At 62.1% G+C, this 25,523-nt stretch carries 19 protein-coding genes; 12 read left to right on the forward strand and 7 right to left on the reverse strand.

All coding sequences use genetic code 11. The annotated features are described in order from the left end of the window. The 4 genes from SGJ19_25690 to SGJ19_25705 form a co-directional block, all read left to right on the forward strand. A partial coding sequence (locus tag SGJ19_25690) for a permease (GenBank protein ID MDZ4783655.1) occupies positions 1 to 1,158 on the forward strand: 1,158 nt, incomplete at its 5' end. Positions 1,159 to 1,308: 150 nt separating this feature from the next. Continuing rightward, on the forward strand, positions 1,309 to 1,947 hold the full coding sequence (locus SGJ19_25695; GenBank protein ID MDZ4783656.1) for a sigma-70 family RNA polymerase sigma factor: 639 nt from the start codon (positions 1,309 to 1,311) through the stop codon (positions 1,945 to 1,947). 59 nt (positions 1,948 to 2,006) lie between these two features. Next, a complete protein-coding gene (locus SGJ19_25700; protein ID MDZ4783657.1) occupies positions 2,007 to 4,949 on the forward strand; it encodes a protein kinase in 2,943 nt (980 codons plus the stop codon). A gap of 199 nt (positions 4,950 to 5,148) precedes the next feature. Continuing rightward, positions 5,149 to 8,292, forward strand: a complete 3,144-nt coding sequence (locus SGJ19_25705) for a hypothetical protein (protein MDZ4783658.1) — start codon at positions 5,149 to 5,151, stop codon at positions 8,290 to 8,292. On the opposite strand, the gene SGJ19_25710 is transcribed toward SGJ19_25705, so the two are convergent. The 3 genes from SGJ19_25710 to SGJ19_25720 all read right to left on the reverse strand — a co-directional run bounded on the left by SGJ19_25710 (position 8,255) and on the right by SGJ19_25720 (position 10,748). Next, positions 8,255 to 9,190, reverse strand: a complete 936-nt coding sequence (locus SGJ19_25710) for a hypothetical protein (GenBank protein MDZ4783659.1) — start codon at positions 9,188 to 9,190, stop codon at positions 8,255 to 8,257. The two genes, SGJ19_25705 and SGJ19_25710, sit on opposite strands and share 38 nt — an antisense overlap. A gap of 21 nt (positions 9,191 to 9,211) precedes the next feature. Beyond that, positions 9,212 to 9,946: a type II secretion system protein gene (locus tag SGJ19_25715; protein MDZ4783660.1), complete on the reverse strand. Its 735-nt coding sequence runs from the start codon at positions 9,944 to 9,946 to the stop codon at positions 9,212 to 9,214. 214 nt (positions 9,947 to 10,160) lie between these two features. Beyond that, complete coding sequence (locus SGJ19_25720) at positions 10,161 to 10,748, reverse strand: hypothetical protein (protein MDZ4783661.1); 588 nt, start codon at positions 10,746 to 10,748, stop codon at positions 10,161 to 10,163. Positions 10,749 to 10,851: 103 nt separating this feature from the next. Here SGJ19_25720 and mutY point away from each other — a divergent pair, with 103 nt between their 5' ends. After that, the gene (gene mutY, locus SGJ19_25725; protein ID MDZ4783662.1) at positions 10,852 to 12,024 is read left to right on the forward strand and encodes an A/G-specific adenine glycosylase; all 1,173 of its coding nucleotides are present in this window, start codon (positions 10,852 to 10,854) and stop codon (positions 12,022 to 12,024) included. Positions 12,025 to 12,261: 237 nt separating this feature from the next. Here mutY and SGJ19_25730 read toward each other — a convergent pair whose 3' ends face one another. Continuing rightward, on the reverse strand, positions 12,262 to 13,242 hold the full coding sequence (locus SGJ19_25730; protein ID MDZ4783663.1) for a PEP-CTERM sorting domain-containing protein: 981 nt from the start codon (positions 13,240 to 13,242) through the stop codon (positions 12,262 to 12,264). A gap of 225 nt (positions 13,243 to 13,467) precedes the next feature. Here SGJ19_25730 and SGJ19_25735 point away from each other — a divergent pair, with 225 nt between their 5' ends. From SGJ19_25735 to SGJ19_25745, 3 genes are all read left to right on the forward strand, one after another. Further along, a complete protein-coding gene (locus tag SGJ19_25735) occupies positions 13,468 to 14,547 on the forward strand; it encodes a N(4)-(beta-N-acetylglucosaminyl)-L-asparaginase (protein ID MDZ4783664.1) in 1,080 nt (359 codons plus the stop codon). 48 nt (positions 14,548 to 14,595) lie between these two features. After that, positions 14,596 to 16,392: a hypothetical protein gene (locus SGJ19_25740; GenBank protein ID MDZ4783665.1), complete on the forward strand. Its 1,797-nt coding sequence runs from the start codon at positions 14,596 to 14,598 to the stop codon at positions 16,390 to 16,392. A gap of 263 nt (positions 16,393 to 16,655) precedes the next feature. After that, positions 16,656 to 17,015, forward strand: a complete 360-nt coding sequence (locus tag SGJ19_25745) for a hypothetical protein (GenBank protein ID MDZ4783666.1) — start codon at positions 16,656 to 16,658, stop codon at positions 17,013 to 17,015. 6 nt (positions 17,016 to 17,021) lie between these two features. On the opposite strand, the gene SGJ19_25750 is transcribed toward SGJ19_25745, so the two are convergent. Beyond that, entirely contained in the window at positions 17,022 to 17,762 is a 741-nt protein-coding gene (locus tag SGJ19_25750) for a protein kinase (GenBank protein ID MDZ4783667.1), read from the reverse strand. 345 nt (positions 17,763 to 18,107) lie between these two features. On the opposite strand from SGJ19_25750, the gene SGJ19_25755 reads away from it, so the two are divergent. The 4 genes from SGJ19_25755 (at position 18,108) to SGJ19_25770 (ending at position 21,833) form a co-directional block, all read left to right on the forward strand. Continuing rightward, complete coding sequence (locus SGJ19_25755) at positions 18,108 to 19,412, forward strand: formylmethanofuran dehydrogenase subunit B (GenBank protein ID MDZ4783668.1); 1,305 nt, start codon at positions 18,108 to 18,110, stop codon at positions 19,410 to 19,412. Positions 19,413 to 19,658: 246 nt separating this feature from the next. Next, positions 19,659 to 20,243, forward strand: a complete 585-nt coding sequence (locus SGJ19_25760) for a hypothetical protein (GenBank protein MDZ4783669.1) — start codon at positions 19,659 to 19,661, stop codon at positions 20,241 to 20,243. A gap of 148 nt (positions 20,244 to 20,391) precedes the next feature. Beyond that, positions 20,392 to 21,081, forward strand: coding sequence for a hypothetical protein (locus SGJ19_25765; GenBank protein ID MDZ4783670.1), 690 nt, complete (start codon positions 20,392 to 20,394; stop codon positions 21,079 to 21,081). Positions 21,082 to 21,152: 71 nt separating this feature from the next. Next, entirely contained in the window at positions 21,153 to 21,833 is a 681-nt protein-coding gene (locus SGJ19_25770; protein ID MDZ4783671.1) for a DUF1559 domain-containing protein, read from the forward strand. A 357-nt stretch (positions 21,834 to 22,190) separates the two neighbouring features. Here the strand turns inward: SGJ19_25770 and purL are convergent, their stop codons facing one another. After that, positions 22,191 to 25,130 carry a phosphoribosylformylglycinamidine synthase subunit PurL gene (purL, locus tag SGJ19_25775; GenBank protein ID MDZ4783672.1) on the reverse strand — a complete coding sequence of 980 codons (2,940 nt, stop codon included), beginning with the start codon at positions 25,128 to 25,130 and terminating at the stop codon, positions 22,191 to 22,193. Beyond that, positions 25,114 to 25,523: prephenate dehydrogenase dimerization domain-containing protein (locus tag SGJ19_25780; protein MDZ4783673.1), on the reverse strand; the 410-nt coding region annotated here is incomplete at its 5' end. The genes purL and SGJ19_25780, both read right to left, overlap by 17 nt.

The raw sequence follows: 25,523 nt of genomic DNA on the forward strand, positions 1-25,523 counted from the left end.
GCGGCGATCGCGCTCGTGCTGATCGCCTTCATCCCGCTGCTGGAAAACTGGCACGAACCGCTAGTAGTGCTGCCGTCCCTGGCGGTGCTTCTTTGTACGATGGTCGCGCGGCAGAAGTTCCCGTTCAAACTGCCGGGCGCCTTGGCGGCGCTGCTGGTCGGCGGCGGCATTCACTATTTGCTGTTGGCTTCCGGCTGGATCGAACCGAGTTCGACGCCGTTCGACCCCAGCGTCGGGCTCTGGCCGACGGAATGGCTGACCGCGTTTCGCTTCGAGTGGTGGGGCACAATGGATGACAGTTTTCGCTACCTGCCAATCGTGATTCCGTTCGCTCTGGCAACGGTCGTCGGCGGGATCGATTGCACGGAGAGCGCCAAGGCGGTTGGCGATGAATACCACACTGGCACGGTGATCGGCATCGAGGCTGTGGCCGCGATCGTCGCGGCGATCTGCGGCGGCGTCGTGCAGACCACGCCGTACATCGGCCATCCCGCGTACAAAGCGATGGGCGGCCGCGCCGGTTACACGCTGGCGACCGCGCTGTTCGTCGGCAGCGCCGGCGTGATAGGATATTTCGGTTATCTCTTCGCCTGGATCCCGCCGGCCGCGATCTTTCCGATCCTGATCTTCGTCGGCTTGGAGATCACTGCGCAGAGTTTCCACGCTACGCCGGATCGCCATTACCCGGCAGTCGCGCTCTGTTGCCTGCCGGCGATGGCCTCGCTGGCGATGATCTTCGTCGGCAACGTGCTGGCGGAGTCAGGCAAGTCGCTCGACGATCTCTCGCCCACGCTCGCGTTGCAAATTCAAACGCTCCGCGTGCTGGCCGCGGGGTTCATCGTGACAAGTTTGTTGTGGGCCGCGTCACTTGCAGCGATGATCGACGGCAAGCTCCGCGTCGCCGCGGCCTTCATGGCCTGCGCCGCGGTGGCAAGTCTGTTCGGCGTGATTCACTCGCCGTTTCCAGATAGCCCGCTGGCGCTGCCGTGGAATCTGCCGAGCGAGTTGCCGAACTACGCCCATACGCTGTCGCCCCTGCGCGTCGCAACGGCGTATGGGCTGGCGTCGGGGTTGTTGTTGGTGTGGAGCTTGTGGAGTGACTGGAGCAGTGTCGGTCGCGCTCCAGGCGCTGAAGCTGCTAGCTCTATTGAGGATTAGGTGAACTCTCCACAAACTCGCCAAATCCGCTCGCAGTCGACCGGTAAACAGTGGCAATCGGACGCCACAACGTGAAGAATTGCCGGTACTGCGCTGTCTCGCTTCTGCGACCGAGCGCAATTAGGCTAACAAGCCGAGTTTTCATTCTACATGCCGCACGAACCTCCGGCGGAATTTGACGCGGTGGACGCCGCTCTTGATCAGACGGCGTGGGGCGAGCTGCTGCGCCAGCATGAGGAGCGGCTCCGACGGCTCGTGGCCTTTCGCCTCGACTCGCGACTCCGCGGGCGGGTCGATCCGGCGGACGTCGTGCAGGACGTGTTTTTCGAGGCTTGCCAGCACCGCCAGGCCTTCGTGCCGACGGACGACTCGTCGTTGTATCTGTGGTTGCGGGGCATCGCGTCGAACAAGTTGCTGGAATTGCATCGCGGGCATTTAGGTACGCAGATGCGCAACGCGAGCAGAGAGGTGTCCCTGTTTCAACGCCAACTGGCGGATGACACTGCGTCCGCATTGGCGGCTCAGATCGTCGGGTTTGGGACGCGAGCCAGTGAGGCCGCCATGCGCGACGAGTGCAAGACTCGCTTGCAGGAGGCATTGGATCAACTTGACCCGCTTGATCGCGAAGCCTTGGCCCTACGACACTTCGAACAACTGACCAGTCGCGAGACTGCCAAGGTGCTGGGCATCGAGGAGCGCGCCGCCTCGATGCGCTATCTAAGGGCGCTCGAACGGCTGCGGAAGATCTTGGAGTCGTTGCCCGGCGGACTCGCGGCGTTTGCGCTATAAACGACGACGCGACATTCACCGATCGGCTGGCGGAACTGGCGGACGAGTATGCGTCACGCTTGCGTCGCGGCGAACGTCCCACGGCCGACGAATACGCCCGCCGCTATCCCGACTTCGCCGGACGGATCTTGGAGTTGTTTCCTACGATCGCCCTCATGGAGCGCGTGGAGCCGGCGGCCGGACCACGACTCGTCGAACGCCCGGGCATGCAAATCGGCGCTTACAAGCTGCTGGAGCAAATCGGCGAGGGAGCGTTCGGAGTCGTGTTCATGGCGGAACAATCGAAGCCGGTGCGGCGCAAAGTCGCGCTCAAGGTGCTCAAGCCCGGCATGGATACCAAGCAGGTGGTCGCCCGTTTTGCGGCGGAGCGGCAAGCGTTGGCGATGATGGATCATCCGCACATCGCCAAGGTGCTCGATGCCGGCGAAACGGAATCGGGACGGCCGTATTTCGTGATGGAATTGGTCCGTGGCGTGGCCATCACCGAATACTGCGACGTGAACCAAATGCCGCCGCGCGAGCGGCTGGAGCTGTTCGCGCAAGTCTGCCGCGCGGTGCAGCATGCCCATTTGAAGGGCATCATTCACCGCGATCTCAAGCCGTCCAACGTCCTAGTCACATTGATGGACGGCGCGCCGACGCCCATCGTGATCGACTTTGGCGTGGCCAAGGCCATCGATTCGCCGCTCACGGAACGGACGTTGTTCACCCACTTCGCCCAAGTCGTCGGGACGCCGCTCTACATGAGTCCCGAGCAGGCGGAACTGAGCGGGCTGGACGTCGATACGCGTTCGGATATTTATAGCCTCGGCGTACTGCTGTATGAATTGCTGACCGGACTCACGCCATTTGATCGCGAGCGCTTCCGCACGGTCGGCATCGACGAAGTGCGCCGCATCATTCGCGAAGAAGAGCCGCCGCGTCCCTCGGCGCGCCTGGCGATGCGAGCGAGCGCGAAGTCCTCAGGCGCCGAAGGTCGCGCGGAAGACCTTCGCCGGCAATCGGCTGCCTTTCGCAGCGAGCTCGACTGGATTGTGATGAAATGCCTGGAAAAGGACCGGCGGCGGCGCTACGAAACGGCGGTGGGACTGGTCCTGGACGTGCAGCGCTATTTGCGCGACGAGCCGGTGCAGGCCTGCCCCCCTTCGACCTGGTATCGCCTGCGCAAGTTTGTGTCGCGGAACAAGGCGGCTTCGCTGGCCGCAGCGGGAGTGCTGTTGGCATTCACGCTGGGATTTATCACGCTGGCCATGAGCAATTATCTGATTCGCGCGGAGCAAGCCCGCACGAAGGCGGAGCGGGACCGCTTCGAACAGGCGCAAAAACTGGCCGAAGATCGCGCTGGCGAAATTCGACAGGGCCTGGAACGACTCACCGCTGCGAACGCGTTGCTCGACCGCGGCAACTGGTTCACGACTCAAGAACGATGGGATGACGCTCACGACGCGTTTTCGAAGGCCATCGAATTGCATGGCGAACACGTGTCGGTCTGGGTGGCCCGCGGGGATCTCTACGCGAGCTTGGGATTATGGGATCTGGCGAGCGCGGACTTCGGCAAGGCGATGGCGATTCAGGAGCCGGACGCAACGATGCGCTGGTATCGGCAGGCCTTGCTGCTCTTGTATTTGGGCGATTTACCCGGCTACGACCGCACTCGCCAGAGAATGCAGGAGCGTTTCCACCGTACGCTGGACATCAATTTGGCCGGTGAATTGGCACGTACGTGCGTACTTTCGAGCAATCCGCCCGCGGACTTCAGGCCCCTCGTTCAACTGGCGCGCGAAGCGAAAACCGCCGATCCGGGGGGGTGGTTTCGAGGTTACGTACTAGGAGCGGCTCTATATCGCGATGGTCAATACCAGCCGGCGGTGGAATCCCTAACGGATTCTCTGACGGGCGATCCTGATTGGTCAGTTCGGGCGCTGAGTCTGCCGATCCTGGCCATGGCCCAACACCGGGTCGGCCAGATCGAGGTGGCCAAGCAGACGCTGGACAAGGCGATTGAGTCGCATGAACTCTGGATACAGATTCGCTACGATGCAGAACGCACGAACTGGAGACGCCACTGGGTTCATAACCAAGGTGCGTCAGCCGATTGGCCGATTGCCTGGTGGGATTGGTTGGAGTTCCAGATCAGTTGCCGGGAAGCTTGGGCGCTGATCCATGGCGAGCAACGGCCCATGGATCCCAGGCTGCAAGTCATGCGCGCTCGGGCCTTTGCCAGCCTGAGAAAAAACTTTACCGCCGACATGGAATATGCCAAAGCGCTTAAGCTTTTGCCTGAAGATGCAGAGGTACGACTTGAGTTCCATCGCAGCGCCGGCTATAGCGCCGTCGGTCGGCGGGACTGGCGGCTGGCCGCGACCGAATTCGCGCAAGCCAGCGCCCTCGCCCCGGAAGATCCCACGATGTGGCGATTCGTGGCCACCGCCCACTTCGCTGCCGGAGACCGAGACGCTTATCGGCGAGTCTGCGCCGCGATGGTTCGGCAATTCGAACGGAACAACGAGCCGCGTACCGCGGGTGAATTACTGCGGTCCTGCGCGTTGAGCGCCGATTCGCTGGATGACATGTCCCAGCTGTTGGAGTTTTCACGGACATCGGACGTATTGTGGCATTGGGGCGCCTGGGCGCGCGGCTCCGCGCTCTACCGTGTCGGCAAGTACGAAGCATGCGTCGAGTGTTTCGACGCAGCAGCGAAAATCCACGTTCCACGCGCCTGGGACTGGTGCTTCCTGGCAATGGCCCATAGCCGATTGGGACATGTACACGACGCGGAACGCTGCCTCGCCGAGGCGGAACGATGGATTGACGCGGCCAATCACCGCCACAACGACCCCAAATTGGGCGGCGGGGATGACGTCTCGCTCACGAAACCGGACTGGATGGAATGGGGTGATCCGGTGTTGTACGCTGCGCTTCTGCAAGAAGCCCGGGAGTTGATCCGCGGGCAGAAGCAGGAAGCCACGCGACGCGAATCGTCGGCCAACGATTCCCTGTGACGGCGCTACCGGGGGGGTGCACAGTGCCCCGCCCGAGTCTTTCTTTCGCGCTGACCGGTTTTTCTGTCTCGCTCTGCGTCACCGGCGCAATTAGAACGCAAGCGCCCGGTAAAGTCGTTCGACATCGCCTGGCCGCGACTCTGCGCCCGCCGCCCGAAACCCCTCATCCATCGCGTAGCCAGACATTAAGGGACTTCTCATGCGGTTCAATGATTTGTTTGACGTGCCCAAGCCCGGTTTCCCGCGGATGAACTTCCGCAGCCAAGCGGGACGACGCGGGCGACGGGCCAAATCACAACCGCGATTGAGCTTTGAAGCGCTCGAAACGCGCAAGCTGCTGGCCCTCACGCCGGAATTGGTCGCCGACATCAACACGCAGCCCGTGGTTGGCGGACCGGGTGAGTTGCTGGCGATTGGCAATACTGGCTATTTTGTCGCCGACAGCGCGGAGCATGGCCGCGAACTCTGGCGTACCGACGGTACGACCGCCGGGACGACGTTACTCAAGGACGTCCGGCCCGGCGCCGACGGCTCCTCACCCGCGCAGCTGACCGACGTCGGCGGAAATTTGTTCTTCACCGCCGACAGTGGTTACGGCGACGTGGAACTTTGGACGAGCGACGGGACGCCCGCGGGGACTCACCAAGTCAAGGACATCCTGCCCTTCAGCAGTGGGTCTCATCCCACGAACTTGACGAACGTGAATGGCACGCTGTTTTTCTCGGCCATTCGCGAATTCGGCGGCAGGGCGTTGTGGAAGAGTGACGGCAGCGACGCAGGCACAACGCCCGTGGAAGATATTGATCCGTTCATGGACCCGATCTACCCGCAGGAATTGACGAATGTTGACGGCACGCTGTATTTCACCGCGCAGAATGCACTCTGGAAGTCGGATGGCTCCGCCGCAGGCACCATTCCGGTCGTCGCCAGCCTCCCGGCCAACAAGTTGACCAACGTCGACGGCCAATTGTACTTTTCTGGCACGTCCGCCGCGGGCAGAGAACTGTGGACGAGTGACGGCACCGAGGCCGGCACGTACCTCGTCAAGGACCTTGCTCCGGGAACCCATCAAGGGTACGTGTGTGATGGCTTCGATTATTGGGGATACTGCTACATCGGCCACTTCGAAGCGTTCCCCAACGACTCCTATCCAAACAATCTCACGTCCTTCCAAGGACAACTTTTCTTCACTGCCTCAGACGACGCGGGACTGCCGCATCTCTATCGAACTGACGGCACAGAAGCGGGGACCGAGTCGCTGTTCGACGCTTCCTATATCTATGATCGCGTGGTCGTCGATGACGTGATGTACTTCACCAATACCGACAATGCCGGCGGCGCGGATCTCTGGAAGACTGATGGAACCGCCGAGGGAACGACCAAGGTGCAAGATTCCCCAGCGGAAGGTCCAGGTTCGCACCCTTACAAACTGACCAATATTGGTGGAAAGCTGTTCTTTATCGCCGGCTATGGCGCAGGGGCTCGCGAACTTTGGACCAGCGACGGCACCGACGCGGGCACGGTGTCGGCGTCAGGCCTCGAGCCGTTGACGGGGCCCGCCGACCTGGACGGCAAGGCGTTGTTCATGACCCGCGGCGCGGCAGGCGGATTGGAACTACGGTCCAGCGACGGCGATCCCGGTGGCGTCGAACTGATCAAAACCATCCAACCTGGCACGCACGATTCGTATCCCAGTTACCTCACTGACGTCAACGGCACGTTGTACTTCGTGGCCGATGACGGAGCCGGGGATGCGCTGTGGAAGAGTGACGGCACGGCAGCCGGAACCACGCGCCTCACGGACATGTTCATCAATCAATTCGGCTGCTACTGCTATACCGCCAGCGTGGGCGGCACGCTGTACTTCGTGTCGGGAAACTTTGAGACCGGCGACGAACTTTGGAAATCCGATGGCACGGCAGCCGGCACTGTGCTGGTGAAAGACATCCATCCGGGAGAATACGGCTCGCAACCGCAAGATCTGGTGGCAGTCGGCGACACGCTGTTCTTTACCGCCGACGACGGCGTCAGCGGACGCGAACTCTGGAAGAGCGACGGCACGGCCGCAGGCACCGTCCGCGTGAAGGATATCGTGCCCGGCAGCTACGACTCCTATCCATACGACCTGACCGCTGTAGGGAACGTCTTGTACTTCACGGCGGAAACCGAGGCTGCTGGCCGTGAAGTGTGGATGAGCAACGGCACGTCCGCCGGGACGATTCGCGTGAAAGACATCGTGCCCGGCGAGGGCGGCTCTTACCCGAGATACTTGACGGCCGCAGGGGGCAAGTTGTTCTTCAGCGCCTACGACGAAGAAAACGGCGAAGAACTCTGGATGAGCGACGGTTCGCTCGCAGGCACGAAACCTGTCAAAGACATTTTCCCGGGGCGCTACGGTTCCGAGCCGTACAACCTGATCGATGTCGACGGCACGCTCTTTTTCATCGCCGATAGTGGCGAAGCCAGCCTGTTTGACCTCTGGAAGACTGACGGCACGGAGGAGGGCACCGTGCTGGTCAAGGAAATCGAGGTCAACTACTCCAGCTACGGCGCATTCCTGACCAACGTCGGCGGAACGCTATTCTTCATTGCCAATGTCGGCGACGAGGGCGAAGAAGCGCTTTGGAAAAGCGATGGCACGCCCGAGGGAACCGTGCCCATCAAGATGTTGCCGCCGTACACGCATCCCGGCAACTACTACGGTGAGACTCTGATCGTGGTGAACGAAACCGCGTTCTTCGTGGCCAACGACGGCGATAGCGAATACGAACTCTGGATGAGCGACGGCACGGAAGCCGGCACCATGATGGTGGCCGACCTGAACCCAGGCCCAAATAGCTCTGAGCCAGATTATCTCACCGCCGTCGGCAATGTCCTGTACTTCTCCGCCGACGACGGCAATCATGGGCATGAACTTTGGAAGGTCCATCTTGAATCGTTGTTCTTGTCGCCCGTTCAGCCTGGCGACACCGACGGCGATGGCGATGTGGACGTCACGGATCTCAACAACGTCCGAAATCATTTCGGCGAAGACGGTCCCAACGTACTCGGCGACGCCAACGGCGACGGCAGCGTGGGCATCGAAGATCTGAACGCGGTGCGCAACAACTTCGGCGCGAGCGGCGCTGCACTCATCGCGCCGGCGAACTCCCGGGCCACGCGAATCGCCGACGACCTTCGCGAGCCGACTTCGGCGCCAAGTGAGATGTCTCGAGCTTCCGGGAACATCGCCGCCGTGCGACAACGGGCAATCGAAGTCGACGCGTTGTTCACGCAATTCGGCGAAAGCGAGCTGCCATGGACCATCAATCCACGCGGACGACGAGGTCCGGGCCGCGGGTAACTCGCCTGCCGCGCGTTCGCACGGCAGCCAGTCCGGCAAAAAGCATTGCGGAAACGACGAGCAGGTGCGAGGCAGGTTCGGGAACCGCGGCGGGTGGCTGCCCCGCGCCGAAGTTGTTGCGCACGTTGTTCAAGTCGGTAATGTTGACTGACTGATCGAACGGGTAGGTGTCGCCTAGAATTGGATTGCCCGCGCCGCCGAACTGATTGCGGACGTTGTTAAGATCGGTGACGTCGACGTCGCCATCCGCGTCGGTGTCGCCGAGCAACACCGGTGCGTCGAAGATTTGCGACGCCTCGGCAATCGCATCCGCGCCGTCGAGAATCTGGTCCGGATCGTTCAGCCCATGGTTGAAGGCGAGCAAGAACGGCGGCGATGCCTCGAGTTGAGGAGACGTCAGTTGCAGCACCACGCCATAGACCCCGAACGCAGCGCCCGTCGGCGCGAGCGTGTAGTTCAAGTGCGTGTGCATCTCGCCTAAAACGCTCGTCGTCGCGATCGTGAAGCCGGCTTGGGCGCCGCTCTCGGCGGTCACAAGCAACGAGCTAATTTGCCCGAGCGAGATTTCGATCGAAGCACCGTTTGGCGGAGCGAGCAATTCAGCGCCATCCCAGTACCAGAGCGACTGCGTCACGTGGAAGGCGATCGGCGTGCCGCCCGGCAGTTCGCCCGTGTGCGATTCAAAGCCGGGTTCGTCAGTGAAGAGCTGGCCGCCGAGGTTGTCGAACTCGTTGATATAAACGCGGGCTTCGCCGTCCTCGTCGAACGTCGTGAGGCGATTGCCCACGAGCGCAATTTCGACGTCTCCCAAGTGTTGCGACGAGGCGCATTGAACTACGCTTTGCATGGCAAGTACGGCGAGGAGCAATGCGCGAGTTCCACGAATCAGAGTTCTCATGAGTGAAGTCTCCAGCAGATGTTAGCGGGCAGGTTTGGCAAAATCGTGTCCGGTATCGGCCCAGCCTTTGAGCGTGGCGGCGTCGAGTGAAGCTACGTGGCCGTCGGCGTACAAGTAGTTGGCCGAGCCGGCGGTGTGGTCTTCGCGAGAGGAGCTCCAGTGCCGGTCGGGCTGAATCTCGCTGGTGATCAACGGCCAGGTTTTGCCGTTGCGTATGTTCAGCGGCCGGAACCAGTCGTAGGAATGCGTGTGCTCGTTCTGCGCGGACGTCGTGCGATGGTCCGAGCCTTCGAACAGCAGAATCGTCTGGTGCGTGGAACGCAGCTTGTTCAGATTGCGGACGGCGCCGGGGACCTGAACTGTGAGATAGCCGTTGAAGACATAGCTCGTCGACTTGGCGGCGAGGCGCTCGGCCGGCTTGGGTTCGTCGGGGCAAATGCGCAAATCGTCCACATGGCCGACATAAGGTGCGAGCGAATAGACCCAGCTCACTTGGGCGTCGAGATCGACGTTATGGTTCACGAGCGGCATCGCGCCAGCATGGTTGTCGCAATACATCAGGATGCCCAGGCCGAGTTGTTTGAGGTTATTGGCGCAGGATGCGGAGCGTGCCGCGGCGCGGGCCATTTGCAAGGCCGGTAACAACAGCGCGATCAACACGCCGATGACGGCGATCACGACCAGCAGTTCGACGAGCGTGAATCCGCAGCGACGCGGCGAGTGGTTCGGCGGATGTGATTCGCCCAAAGAGTGCATGTGCAATCGCCACATTTAATGCAAGTCAATTGCATTAAATTAGCTGAGCGTCCGCGCTATTGCAATAGATATGCAATAATAATTTCGGCCACCGGCTAAGGTGCGATGGCCGTCGCGGCATCGTCTCCTTTCGCTCCGCGAAAGGGCCGTTCCTTTCGCGGAGCGAAAGGAGACGATGGGGAGCATGTGCCCACAACTTGGGTTGGACGGAGCGCTAGAGCAGACGAATCTGCTGCACTTCGTTCGACCAGGTTTGCCACCGAGCGGCGAGTTCCAGCGGGTCGCCGGGGTCGAGGCGGCGCAATTCATCTAATAGTTGCAACGCCTGCGCGGTGAGCTTCAGTTCGTGCAAGCAGTAGGCGAGGGCCTTCCCGGACTCGAAAAACACGCGGTTGCCCGGCAGCGCGGCGGGCAACGTGCCGCTGAGTTTGTCGCCCGGAAATGCCGCCGTGCAAATTCGATGCACGTAGCCAAAATGGCCACGTGCCAGGGAAAAGTCCCCCTCGGCGAAGGCGATCTCGCCGAGCAGGTGATGGGCGTCCACGAAATCGGTACAGCCGTCGAGGAGCCACCGCAACTCGTCCCGGGCGATATCGAACTCGCCAGCCTCGAGCATCGCGCGGACTTCCTCGATATCTTCGGACCGTTCGCGCGCACAGCGCGGATGCGTCAGCTCCCAGACGGGCGGGTTACCTTCGCCGCGGCGCGCGAGCTTTAGCGCGCTGGGTGTGCTCGGCGAGGCCGGGTTGGCCTGGCTACCTGATTTGCGTCGAGGGGGACGGCCGCGTTTGCGAGGATTCAACAGAAATATCCCGGGCGACAGTTTGCGTGGCCGCTGGCTACGTGTGCTGCCGCCAGTGATGGATGGGGCCGGGCCGTGGTTGTCGTGGCGCGGATCTCCTTGCATGATTGTGGCTTCGACGAGCGATGGCTGGCAAGCGGTGACAGGAAAGAATGGACGCATCCCGGTGACCCAAACTGCAGCGACGGACCACGACGCGACCTGGCTGCGCTCGGCCCGCAGCCGGTTGCTGCGCTGGTATCGGGCCCACGCCCGCGATTTGCCCTGGCGGCGCACGCGCGATCCGTACCACGTCTGGCTCAGCGAAATCATGCTGCAGCAGACGCAAGTGGCGACGGTAATCCCCTATTTCGAGCGTTTCCTTGCCGCGTTGCCGACGATCACGGCGCTCGCCGCCGCGCCGGAGGAACAGGTGCTCCGGCTCTGGGAAGGGCTCGGCTATTATCGGCGCGCCCGGCAGCTACACAGCGCGGCGAAGCACGTTGTCGAGCAGCATGGCGGCCGCTTTCCAATTGCGTTTGAGGCGGTGATCGACCTGCCAGGCATCGGGCGCTATACGGCCGGCGCCATTCTTTCGATCGCCTTCGACGTGCCGGCGCCCATATTGGAGGCGAATACGGTCCGGCTCTATAGCCGGCTATGGCGATTCGGCGGCGATCCGACAAGTCGCGCGGGGCAGACGCTGCTCTGGGGCGCGGCCGAGGCCTTATTGCCGCGGCGCGGCGCGGGCGAAATCAACCAGGCCCTCATGGAACTCGGCAGCCAGGTCTGTCTGCCGCGCGGACCGCTTTGCGCGGAATGCCCCTTGGCGGCGCTGTGTCCGACGCGCGCTGCAGGGTTGCAGGACCAGATCCCGCGGGCGAAATCGAAGCCGCGCGCCACGCGGGTGCGGCATCTGCTCTTGGCCGTCGTGCGACGGAATCAATTCTTGCTGCGCAAAGGCCGCGACGGCGACCGTTGGGCAGGCTTGTGGGATTTCCCGCGGTTCGAGCTGGAAGATGGGCAGCCCGTTACTTCCGCTACCTTATTGAATGCCATTTCCGGGGACTTGGGCGCACCCATTGCAATCGGCGAGCAGTTGGCAAGCTGGCGCCATACGGTGACGCGTTATCGCATCGAACTGGATTGTCATGCGGCACACATCACGTCGCGAGAACATTGCGGGCCAGCGTCGCACGAGCAGCGTTGGTTCACACTGGAAGAGATCGCTGAGCTGCCGTTGAATACGACGGGGCGGAAACTCTATCGGCTGCTGGCGGAGCGCGGCGGACGGTAATCGGAGAGTCGCAGCGCGCTACATTGGACGGATCGTCGTCCTCGGCCCCACGCTGGCGCTGCGGGTTGGTATTGCCGTTTCGCCGTAGGTCAGGCTTTCCAGCCTGACGCTCACATCCTATGTAGAAAGAGCAGTTGATCTCGTCAGGCTGGAAAGCCTGACCTACGGCGGGAGGGAGAAAAGGAGGGGGAAACCAATAAGGTGCGGTTTCCATGGAAGTGCGTTTTTTGAGGTGGTTTACCTATGCTTGGCCGCCGAGCGAGTTAGCGCGGCGAAGTGAGCGCGCCGCCAGACGAGCATGCTAGCCGCGCCGAGGGCCAAGAGGGCGGCGGCGGTTGGTTCCGGGACTTCGTGGAGGATGATTTGGCCTTGGTCGAAGAGGCGGTAGCGGAACAGCGCTTCGCTGCCGTCAGCCCAAGTGCCGCGGACGACGTTGATCTGAATGTCGGGATCGGGGACGACGTCGAAGTGTAGGCCCGTCCCATAGACATGAACGACGGCGGAATTCTCGATGCGTAAAGGTTCGCTGAACAGATCATCGTCGAGTCCGCGGATATGCACGACGCTTGCCTCCAGCGCGCGGATGCCGGTGGTGTAGCCGCCGCCCTTGATCAACACTTCGGAGTTGCCCAGCGACCTGAACGACTCAAACCTGCCGAAGTTGACGACGATCGAACTCGTGTCGTCGGCCAAAGCGTCCAGGCCGGAATCGTTGATGACCGCGTGGGAGTCGCCGAAGGTTTTCAGAGAATAAATATGGCCGAGTGGACCGCCGCCGTTGATCTGTACGCGACTGGAGTCGAAGGACTGAATATTCTCCCACTGGCCAGCGTCGATAACGACACGGCTGTTGTCGTGGGCTACGATCGGACGAAAAATGATCTCGCCTCCGACCATATGAAATGACGCATGGTCACGGACTGCCACAGATTCGGTGCTTCCCTGGATAATGCCGCCTTGCATCGCAGCTCGACTGACGCCAAGTAGTTCGAGCGCAATGTCTACACTGGGCCCCGAAGGCGTTCCCAGAAGCACGCCGTCCAAGATTGTCACTTCTGTGGGCGGCTGGATTCCATCGACGACTGTGATGGTCTCCTGTTGAAACGGATAGTCGGGGCCGATTACTGTGTCGACGTCAATCACCGCACCGCGACTAACGCCGATCGACATCGTCAACACGGCGGCGAAGACGACTGTGACGCGAGATGCGTATATCATGATGTTCACCGATGCTTGAAACGAGGCTGCACTAGCAAGGTCAGGTTACAATCCGCGCGATGATTTTGGCCCCTGCGTGCCAAGTCGTCATTCTACTTCGATAGCATGGAGGCGAACACGAATCACGGCATTTTTTCATTCGTGTCGACCAGACGCACGACTCCCCTGGCCAGCGAGTCCGCCTCCGATTACGCTGGTCTCACACGCACTCGGGAGACCACAGCCATGTCGGATGCAGCAGGGCGCGCTTCGCGCCGTGGGTTTTTGGCCGGGACTAGTTTGGGGGCCGCAGCTTTGACGCTTTCCGCCGTCCCTGAGGCGCTGGCTCAGCAATCGCCGCGTCCTTTGCCTGCCCAAGGCCAGTTTCCGGTCAAAGTCATTTCATCCGGCAATGGGCTGGAGGCCACGAAGAAAGCCTACGAGATGATCGTCGCCGGCGCCGATCCGCTCGACGCCTGCGTCGCGGGCGTGACGATCGTCGAGGACGATCCCAAGGACAACTCAGTCGGCTACGGCGGCTTGCCGAATGAAGATGGCGTCGTCGAACTCGACGCCGCGGTGATGCACGGCCCGACGCATCAATGCGGCGCCGTGGCTTCGCTCCGCAACGTGAAGAACCCGGCGCAAGTCGCGCGGCTGGTGCTCAAGCAGACCGACCACGTGCTGCTCGTTGGCGAAGGGGCGCTGCAGTTCGCCCGCGCGCAAGGTTTTCCCGAGGAGAATCTGCTCACCGAGGAATCCCGCAAGATCTGGCTTTACTGGCGGCAGACGCGCGGACCGGACGACGACTGGTTGCCGCCGCCGGACGACGAACTCGATCCCGCGGTGAAGAGCTTTTTCGGCCGCCCGACGGGGACGATCCATTGCGCCGGGATGAACGCCAACGGGGATGTTTCCTGTGTGACCAGCACCAGCGGCTTGGCTTTCAAGCTGGCCGGGCGTGTGGGGGATTCGCCGATCATTGGCGCCGGGCTGTATTGCGACAATGAAATCGGCTCCTGCGGCAGCACCGGACGCGGCGAAGCCAACCTGCAGAATCTGAGCAGCATGGCCGCCGTAGAGTTAATGCGTTCCGGGATGCCGCCCAAGGAAGCCGGACTGGAGATTCTGCGCCGCGTGGCCCAGCACACCGTCCCGCGCCTGCGCGACGCCGAGGGACGGCCGACGTTTGATTTGCAGTTTTACCTGATCGCCAAAGACGGCTCGCACGCGGGCGTGGCGATGTGGGGACCCAAGAAATTTGCGATCACCGACGCCGCTGGTTCCCGATTGGAAGAGGGCGCTTCGCTCTATACGAAGGGCTAGTGTAGAGCACGCTCAGGCGTGTCACCGATAAAAGCAAGCGGAACCGCCGTGCGTAGTCTCTCTCAAATCCCGTTGCTTGCGATCCTGCTAGTCTCGCTGGCTGGCTCGGTGCTGCGCGCGGACATCGTGGTGATCGCCAATCGCGCGGCAAAGCCGGTGCGATTTACCGTGGCCGCACAGGGAGGCAAGCCGCACGAGTTACGTCTAGCGCCGCTCGATCTCGTGCCGGTGCGGATCGATGGTCCGCTGATCGTGAACTATCCGCCCGGCGACAAGGGCCAGCAGTACGAGATTCTACCCAACTCGGCCTACTTCTTCGCGGACACGCCGGACAACAAGAAGGTGGAGCTGCATGAGATTGGGCTGCGCCGCCGTCCGGCGGAACTGGCGGACTCAAAGGTCGCCGACAAGCCGGCGCAACCGGTCGTACTCACCGTCAAGATCCTCGTCGATGACGATCAGCCGTTGCATCGTGAGATCTGGGAGAAAGACCTCCGCCAGCGCATTGCCGACTGTTCGAAGATCCTCGAACAGCATTGCTTCGCACGCCTCGAAGTCGTGGCCGTCGAGACCTGGGATACCAATGACGCGGTGAACGACTTCGACCTGGCGCTGAACGAGTTCGAAGCGAAGGTCGATCCCGCGCCGGCGCGGATCGCGATCGGTTTCACGAGTCAGTTTCAACCGGTGCAGGGGCGGACCAATCTGGGCGGCGTGCGCGGTCCATTTTGCCGCCATGCATTGTTGCGCGAATGGAACAAGCGCGTGGCGCCCGCCGAACGGCTAGAGTTGCTGGTTCACGAATTGGGCCACTTCTTCGGTGCGGCACATAGCCCCGAGAACACCACGGTAATGCGGCCGATCTTGGCCGACAAACAGGCCAACAGCGTGAAGTTCCAGATCGCGTTCGATCCGCTGAACACGCTGGCGATGAACTTGATTACCAGCGAGATGGGCCGTCACGAAGTCCGCTCGCTCCGCCAACTCGATCTGCGCACGCGGCAGTTGCTGGCGGCCGTGTACTGGGAAATCGACAAGGCCCTCCCCAAGGACGACGCCGCCAGCCGGCTATTGGCTATGGTCGGCCCAGTGACGGAAGAGCCCAAGCCAACGCCGCCGCCGTACGTGCCAGCGGCGCGACGCGTGCTGGCGTCGATCACCAAGTACGCGGAGCGCAACGCGCAGTTGCCGGAAGCTGCCACGGACGGAGCGCAACGCTTGGTCGGCGACGAACTGGCCGACGCGTATTATCGGCAAGCCGCGGCCGCGGCGGTGAAGCTCTCGCCAGCCAACGCCGCGAAGGGTTGTTTGATCGGCTTGGCCGTCGCGCTCGATCGCTCCGAACAGGTGCGCGGAAATCCGCTGGCCGCCGCCGCACTTTCCTCCATCGAAACCGCGGACGAGCGCCGCCATCGCTTGGAAGTCATTGGTAATCCCACGCTGCATGGCCGTGAAGACCTGCTGCTGCATTTCACGATCAGCGCCGGACTGAGCATGGCTCTCTCGCCAAAATTGGCCGAATCCGCCGGCGTGCTGAAAGAATTGAAAGACGCACAAGGCGGCAGCGGCTTCAGTTTCGCCGATCTGAGCGCCGACCTGGCCGGTGTCGAATTCGCTCGCAAGCTAGCTGCAGACCCGAAGTTACTTGGCGAATTCGCCAAGACGCTGAAACTTGCCGACTATGCGCCCGCCAGCGACGGGCTGCCTGAGGGACTCGATACGAGTCGCTTCGTCACCGAGTTCGGCTCGCCAGCCGACGCCCGTTATCAGGCCGTGAAGAGCGACATTCTCGGTCGCATCAAAGCGTTGCCGGGGCATGTCACGCCTGCGCCGAAGGCGGAATAGCTCGATCGTCGCCTGGCGATCCATCCGCGCATCTGAGTCGCCGCAAACGCCAACTTGGCAGACTACTCGGGTTGGGCGTAACGACTCTACGCCTGCTTTGCACGGCGTCATTGAGAATGACTTGACGGCGTTAAACATAGAATTGGGCATGACTTCGCTCTACGACGCGGAGGCAAGGTCCAATCGCCATGTGCCGATTGGCGCACTAGTTGCATTCGGTCATTGCGGAACCTTGAAGTGGCCGTATTCGGAGTCTAAATCGCGTGAAGGGAAAACTGCATCCCATTCAAATCGCCCGCCGCGTGGTGGAAGCCTCGGGCTATCTCGAACTCGGGTTGACGGCGCGAGCGTTGGAAGTGCTGGAACCATTGCCCACTGAAGGCCCGTTGGCTGCGCCGGTCTTGTACCTGCGCGGGCAGGCATTTCGCTTCGAACAGCGCTTTGATGAAGCGGTAGCGCCGCTCACCGCGGCCGCGGAGCAATTTCCCACGCCAGCCGATCGCCACGTCTGGATGGTGCTCAGCCACTGCCAATTCAAGTCGGGGCACTTGAACGAAGCGGTGGATGCCTTGGCTCACGCCCGCGGCGCGTTTGTGAAACCGAGGCCGGCGCCCGAGAACTAAAGGCCGTTATTCCCAGCGCATCGTTTCCAGATACGACCGCAATTGGCCGGCGGTGCGGAATTTTTTCAGGATGATCGATCGCTTCAGGCCGCAGCAGATCGCTTTGACCTCGGCCGGTTGCCGCGCGTAATGCTTTTGGCCGCCTAAGGCGTCGTAAAAGAGGCGTATTAAATCGCACACGTCGTCGTGCATGTTCTCTGGCTTGGGCGAGCCCCAATGGAACATGTCCAACAACTTCAAGTCGAACGAAATGCCTACCCGGCGGATGATCACGTTCTTGGAGTGCAGGTCGCCGTGGTATTCGTGCAAATGGTGGATCCGCTCCATGCCGGCCGCCAGGGCGTGTAGCAGGTGCAAGCCCTGGAACGCCCCGATCCGCTCCCCCGGCTGGCGCTCCAAAAACTGGCTGAGCAGCTCGCCTTCCACGTACTCGCTGACCAGGCAGGTAATCGCCTGCCCCTCAAAGGGAATCCGCTCCTGGGTGTGGTATTGGATCAGGATCGGGCAGTGCCGGAGCTTATGCAGTTTTTTGGCGTAAAACCGGGCGGCGCGGTCCTGGAGATTGCGATGCGGGAAGAAAAACTTGGCCGCGTGCTCGATGCCGGTTCGCGATTCGCGCAGCTTGTACACCTCCCCCTCCCAACCGCGGCCGAGCAACGAGACGATCTCGTATTTCTCGGCCAATTGGGCGCCGGGGGCGAAGGCGAAGGTCTTGATGTGTCCGTTGCGCGGACTACTGCGGCGCATCAGAAAAAGGCTCGAATTTGGCCGGAAATGAGGCAAAAACCGCGGCCGCCTGCCGCTTTCGACCGTCGCCGTGGCGCTAGCGATGAGGTCCTACCAATTCAGTGTAATCCGCGCGCGCCGGTCCGAAAAGTGAATGCCGGAGGAATCATGGAATTCAGTGGCCGTTGAAAAGTTTATTGCCATCTACAATCACTGTTTTCCTGAAGCAATGCGCGCATTTTCACGGAATTGGCGCAGGTTTTCCGTCTGCGATCGCGCCGCGCCTCGGTACGCAATTGGGTCGCTGGGAACTATGATTTCCTGCCGGATGCAGTTTCTTCCGCCTCGCTGATTTCTGGTTTTTGAGTGACTGTCGACCGCTACGAAACGAACGTCGCCTGCCCCGGTTGCGGGTGCGTTTGTGACGATTTGACGCTGCATTTCGCGGGAGACGAGCTACAAGCTATTTTCCCGCAGTGTTCACTGGCCGAAGCTTGGTTCCACGATCGCGGCCGTACGGATCGGCCGGCCGTGGCGTTGATTGGCCAGCCGGCCGGCTTCGCGGCAGGCGTCGCTCGGGCCGCCGAGATTCTCCGCCGCGCCGACTACCCGCTTATTTACGGACTTTCCCGGAGCGCCACGGCCGGACAGCGGGCCGCGGTCGAATTGGCCGAACGTGCCGGCGCGGTGATCGATACCACGGCCTCGATGTGCCACGGGCCGTCGATCATGGCGATCCAGGAATTCGGCGAATCGACCTGCACGCTCGGCGAAGTGCGCAATCGGGCCGATCTGGTGATCTTCTGGGGATGCCATCCGGGCGCGTCGCACCCGCGTCACGCGGAACGCTATTCGGTCTTCCCGCCGGGACGCTATCGCGAAGGCGGACGAAGCGATCGAACGATCGTGCTCGTCGGCCCGGCGGACCAGGTACACGAGTGGCGTTTAGATCCCCAGGGCGCTGCCGCCGACCTGGTCATTCCGCTCGAACGAGGCCGCGACTTCGAGGCCATCGCGATGTTGCGCGAAGCGTTGCGCACCGGGTCCGGCAGCGACCTGCCGCCGGAACTGCAACAACTTTCCGTATTAATGCGCGGCTGCCGGACCGGTGTTGTCTTTTTCGGTCTCGGTTTGGTGGAAACGCGGATGTGGAGCGACGATGCGCTGCCCACGGCGGGCAACGTCAACGTCGGGGCGCTGCTGCAACTGGTCGCGGAGATGAACGCGCACGCCCGGTTCTTCGCGCGGCGGATGCGGTTGCAAGGTGATGTCTCCGGCGCGGACAACGTCCTCACCTGGCAAACCGGGTATCCGTTCGCCGTCGATTTGTCGCGCGGCTCGCCACGTTACAACCCAGGTGAATTCAGCGCTGGCGATTTGTTGGATCGCGGGGAAGTCGACGCCTGCCTGTTGATCGGCGCGGAAACCTTGCGCTATTTTTCGCGCGCGGCGCTGGAGCATTTGCAAAGCATCCCGACGATCCTGCTGGACTACCCCGGCGCGGATCAGGTCGTATCGCCCGAGGTCTGCTTCACGACCGCAGTCTACGGCCTGCATGCGGCCGGAACGATTTATCGCATGGACAATGTCCCTGTCCCGCTACGGGCGCTGGCCGACACGGATTACCCGAGCGACGAAGCGGTGCTGCGGGCGATTTGCGAACGGCTGTAACATTGCACCAGCATGAGCAGCTCGAACGACTGTGGGAGGCGTCTCCGACGCCGATGGAGCTGGCGCTTTTCGCGAGAAGCACCCCGAACCTCAATGCTCGCGTCGTTCGCATCGGCGTCGGAGACGCCTCCCACAGTCGAGAATGGTTCCGGACTGTCTAGGTATTCCCACCGGTTGCTCGCCCGTCGGCGGCGATCTACAATCCAGGCCGATTCTGCGAGTCCTACCGAATTTGCCGCCTTCCCCATGCTAGCCCGCCACTTCGCGTTCCGCGCGCGGCGTTCGTTCCGAGCCACCGTCGGGTGGTTTGCGGCGATGTGGTATGTGACGATTGCCATCGGGTTGCCATTGCCGCTGGCCGGCGGGAAGGATCTATCGCGGCCGTTTCTCTGCATGTACAGCCGTTGCGGCTGCCAGAATGCTGAGCAGTGCTATCGCCGTTGCTGCTGCCACACCGCGGCCGAGCGTCTGGCGTTCGCGCGATCCCACGGCGACGTGCCGCCGCCGGAACTCCTGGCGATGGTCGAGGCGGAGACGTCGCAGATCGCAGTCACGAAGCGCTCCTGCTGCAGCGACAAAGGTTGCACAGCCCCAGCAACAGAGCCTTCGCCAGGTGATTTGGAACGCAATTCCTACTCAGAAGTCGTGATCCAGGACTCGCTCGCTTGCCGTGGCGTGGGACATCTTTGGCAGCACACGGTTGGTGCGCTACCGCCGCCGGTCATTGAGTTAACCATCTCGATCGTCGAGATTGCCGTCTGCCCGTTGAGCTCGCATTCCGCCGACACTCTCTTGCCGGCGCCGCCTTCGCCCCCTCCTCGCGTCGGCTAATCGTCACGTTTCGTGTACTGCTGGTTGTCGATCGCGCCGGTTTTCTGCGCACGCACAACATTCACGGTTCGTCGTACGGCGTCAACGTTCGCCATGCGCGATGAACCATTTCCCATGACGATTCATCTTTGACGAGGTTCAATTCACAATGCGTATTGCTTTCTGTTCTTGCTTGTTCGTGCTGGTCGCTTGCGTTGTGCAAACGGCGGCCGCGCATGGTATTCCGATGGCGGTGGATGTTAACCCCGCCAACCAGTTGTTCGCGTCGGAGTTGGTCCACTTCAACGCGCCAGAAGGGACCTTTGCGCCCTCGCCAGCCGCCGCGCCCGTCGCGCTGGCCGCTGTGGCCGCGTTTCATCCTGTGTTCGGCGGTAATATCCCCGCGGGTACGGTGCTCTCGGTGAACGCAGCGGGCTCCGCCGCGCATCCATCGGCTTTGGCGTACTGGGATGGCGGCGACGTGCTGCCATCGCCGAAGGACATCGCGATCTCCCGTTCCGGATTCAACATCGTCGTGCAGTCGGACGATGAGCTCGTCGCCGGTGGCGCGCTCTCGGCGTACTCAGGGCTGGAAGGGGGACACAGCTCCGTCACGTTGGCGCTGCCGCTCGACGCGCCGGTTGGGCTCTATGCAGTTGGGTTTCAACTTTCCGGGCCGAGTTACGAAACGTCGGAGACGTTTTGGGCGATCGCCAACAACGGCGTCGATCCCTCGAAGTTCGACGCGGGCGTAGCAGCGATCGCCGCGGCGGTGCCGGAGCCGAGCGCGATGGCGTTGGGCCTCGCAGGTTGCGTCGCCCTTGTCACGCTGCGTCGGCGCGTGCGAGTGCGGCAATAGTGGACGGTTACTTATTCGAGGCGTCGCGGTGCAATTTTGCGCCGCGACGCGTTCGCCGAAAGGCGGTTCCTATGCAAAAGCGCGGATTCACGCTCGTCGAGTTACTGGTGGTGATCGCGGTCATCGGCATCCTGATCGCGCTGTTGCTGCCGGCGTTGCAGATCAGCCGCGCCGCCGCGCGCGCCGCGGCCTGCAAATCGAACTTGAAGCAAGTCGGCCTGGCGATGCAGATGTACGCCAACAACCATGGCGGCCGCGCGCCGCTCACGGCCCATGCCGATCCGCCGACGGCCTCGTGGGTCTATTCCCTCGGACCGTACATGGAAAACGTCGACGAGATGCGAATCTGTCCAGAAGATCCCATCGGCCCCCGGCGCGTCGCGAACAAGTCCACCAGCTATGTGCTGAATGACTACATCTGCCTGAAGCAGGTGCCTGAAGCGGTATTGAACCTCTGGAAGCTCAAAGCCTCGTCGCGCACCATCGTCGTCTTCGAAGGCTCCGATCAGCGCGACTTGAAATTCATCAACGACCATATCCACGCCGGCGACTGGTTCTCGGAACACAGCATTCACCGCAACCTTTCGCGCGACAAGGTCTACGGCGACATCCAGCTCGACCGGCATCAACACACGTCGGCGAACTACCTCTACGCCGACGGCCACGTGGAACTCATTCCGGCCGCCACGGTGGAAGCCTGGATCGACGAAGGCATCCGGGGCGAACGGCACTTCGCGAAGCCGCAACGGTAGGTGGGGAATTTCGAAGGTCGAAATCTGAATGTCGAATCAAATCTGAATGACGAAGGTCGAACGACGAATGGACGAACGTCGAACCGTAGGGCGGGCCGTGCGCGAATGAGGCGTTGTGATGCTCTCAACGCGCCGCATGCTTTGGATTCCCCGTAAATAGAACCGGTAAGGCCCGCCACTTCGTCGCGCGGCGGGCCTTACGCTAGGAAACAAAACGATTCGCCTTCAGCACGCTCTAATCAAGAATTGACACCCGACGCGCGCACGGCCCGCCCTACAAGCTTTCGCGTTATTTCGCGTATTTCGCGGTTAAATCCTCTGCGTCTCAGCGTCTCCGCGGTTCAATTTGGAAAAGCGTTACCAGCGCAGCGGCGCTTTCCAGGCTTCTTCCAGGTCGGCGATCGTCGTGTCAATGGCGAGCTCGTCTTCCGCGACGTGGACTTGGAAGATCGGCTCACGCAGTACTTCGGCGATGCAGGCGAAGGCGATGTTCGCCTCGCCTTCGATCGACTTGGCGAGTTCGGCTTCGAACGCGGCCTGCTTGGCGGGCGATACTTCGCAGAGGAAGCGGCTGTTCGATTCGCTGAACAGCTTGGCCATGTCGTCGAGTTGTCCCTCGCAGGGGACGGGGCTCAAATCGATTTCCAACCCCAAGCCGCCAGCGAAGGCCATTTCGGCGGCCGCGACGGCCAGTCCGCCTTCGCTCAAGTCGTGACACGACGCGATCAGGCCGGCTTTCATTGCGCGATGCACCGCTTGGAATGTTGCGCGCGCTTGGGCTGGTTCCACTGCGGGGACGCTGCCGCCGGTCCATTCGCGGACGAGTGCCAAATGCGAGCCGCCAAGCTCGTCCCGCGTCACGCCCACGATGTAGAGCCGGTTGCCAGCGCGCTTCAGATCCATCGTTACCGCCTGACGCACGTCATCAAGTTGTCCGATCGCGCTAATCAAGAGCGACGGCGGAATCGCAATCGTGCGGCGTTCGCCGTCGGCGCCTTGATAGCTGAACTCGTTGTTGAGGCTGTCCTTGCCGGAGATGAATGGCGTGCCGAGCACGACCGCCAGGTCGTAGCAAGCGAGCGCCGCGCGGACCAGCGAGCCAAGTGTTTCGGGGCGGTTCGTGTCGCCCCAGCAGAAGTTATCGAGGATGGCGATCCGCGACGGATCGGCGCCGACGGCCACGCAATTGCGCATCGCTTCATCGATCGCGCTGGCCGCCATGTGATAGGTGTCGAAGTCGCCGTAGCGCGGATTCATCCCGCAGGAGATCGCGATGCCGCGCTGCGACCCCAGCACCGGCCGCACCACGGCCGCGTCGCCGGGTCCGGAATTCGTGACGCCCACCAGCGGTTTGACGACGCTGCCGCCTTGCACTTCATGATCGTACTGGCGAATCACCCACTCTTTGCTGGCGACATTAAGCGAGGAGAGAATGTTCAGCAAGTCGTTCGTGTATTCGCGGGTCCACATCGCGGTTCCGGCCAACTTTTCGACCGGCGCCGGAACGTACGTCGCCTCGCGAATGACTTTCGGCCTCCCGCCGTGCAGGAACTCCATCGAGAGATCGGCCACGGTCTCGCCATGATACTTCAGCACCAACCGCCCCGTGGGAACAAACGTGCCGATCGCCGTGGCTTCGACCGATTCCGCCGCGCACAGTTGATGGAATTCCTCCCACTTCGACGACGGCACCGCCAGGATCATCCGCTCTTGCGCCTCGCTGATCCACATCTCGGTGTAGCTTAGTCCCTCGTACTTGAGCGGGATGCGATCGAGCTGCACTTCCGCGCCGATCTCTTCTCCCATCTCGCCGACGGCGCTCGAAAACCCGCCGGCGCCGCAATCGGTGATGGCGTTGTAGAGGCCGCGATCCCGGGCTTGCAGAATCGCGTCGACGACCATCTTTTCAGTGATCGCGTTGCCGATCTGCACCGCGCCGCCGGAAAGGCTTTCGCTGTCGCTGGTGAGCTCGATGGAACTGAACGTCGCGCCGTGGATACCGTCGCGCCCCGTGCGACCGCCGACAGCGACGATCAAGTCTCCCGGCAGGGTCGCTTTGTCGGACTTGTCGCGCGGAATCAATCCCACGTTGCCGCAATACACAAGCGGATTGCCGAGATAGCGCGGATCGAAATAGATCGCGCCGTTCACGGTCGGAATGCCCATCCGGTTGCCGTAATCCCGCACGCCGGAGACGACGCCCTTCATCACCCGCTTGGGATGCAACACGCCGGCGGGCAAAGTATTGGCAGGCGTATCGGGCGGCGCGAAACAGAAGACGTCGGTGTTGCAGATTGGCTTGGCGCCGAGCCCGGTGCCGAGCGGGTCGCGAATCACGCCGCCGATGCCGGTGTTCGCTCCGCCGTACGGTTCCAGCGCCGAGGGATGGTTGTGCGTTTCGACCTTGAAGCAGACGTTATTCAGTTCGTCGAAGCGGATCACCCCAGCATTGTCCTTGAACACGCTCACGCACCAATCATCCGCACCGAGCGATTTGCGAATTTCCTGCGTGGCCGCGAAGATCGTTTCCTTGAGCATGTTCTCGAACAGCCGCTCGCCCTCCGGCCCGCGATAGCGCACGCGGCCGGCCAGCGTCTTGTGGCTGCAATGCTCGCTCCAGGTCTGCGCGATGGTTTCCAATTCTGCGTCCGTCGGTTCGCGATGTTGCTCGCGAAAATGTTCCTGAATGGTGCGCATTTCCGCCAGCGACAAGGAGAGTTGTCCTTCGCGGCTCAGCTTGACGAGCGCGTCGTCGTTCAATTCGCGGATCGGTACGACGACGCGTTGCATCACGTACTTTGTGCCGACGTCGAGTTTATCCAGCAACAAGGGTCCGCGCACAACTTGCTCGATGGCATCGTTGGCCAGCAACTTGGCGCACAGCCGATCGAGTTGAGCGTCGTCCGCGCCGCCGATCCAATACTTGCGCAACGTCCGCACAGCCGACGCTTGCCAGCCGCCGTCGAGCATCGCGCCGAGCGCGCTTTGCGCCACGGGGTCCATTACGCCCGGCTTGGGCAGCACATGGATCAAATGTTGACCATCGCTGGGCGGCCTTGAAAGGCTCGCGTCGCCGACGCGCGCGACATGCGTGCGCTCCACGACGGGATCGGCGAGTAGTTCGCGGCCGAGGCGTTCGACTTCCGCCTGATCGATCGAGCCCTCGACTAGATAGCCGCTGATGGCGTGGACCGAGAGCTCGTCGCCAAGGCCCAAATCGCGGGCGTCGTGGCGCACGCGTTCGGCGTTGCGATCGATGTGCCCCGCGGCGGCATGGATGTCAATTTCCCAAAGCATCGCGTACGGCCTTTCCTTGGGCCAGGAGTTTTGCCAATCGTGCGCCGTCGCCGCGTTCGAGCGCGCGGCGCGCCGAGGTCAGTTGTTTTTCAAATTGCGCGAGCGCTGCCAGCACTTGCTGATTGTTCGTTTGCAGAATCTGCCGCCAGAGTTCGGGATCGCCCCCGGCCACGCGCGTCGTGTCGAGCCAGCCGCCGGCAATCAGCGGCGCGTCTTCGCTGCGCGTCACGGCAGCGAGCATGGCCGAAATCAGATGCGGCAAGTGACTCGTGCCGGCCACGGCGCGATCATGCGCCTCGGGCGTCATCATGAAGACCCGCGCGCCGAGCGCCGCCCAGAATTCGCCGACCGCTTCCGTATCGGCGGCTGGCGTTTTTTTCGTCGGCGTGACGA

This window comes from Planctomycetia bacterium (assembly GCA_034440135.1).
Classification (GTDB): domain Bacteria; phylum Planctomycetota; class Planctomycetia; order Pirellulales; family JALHLM01; genus JALHLM01.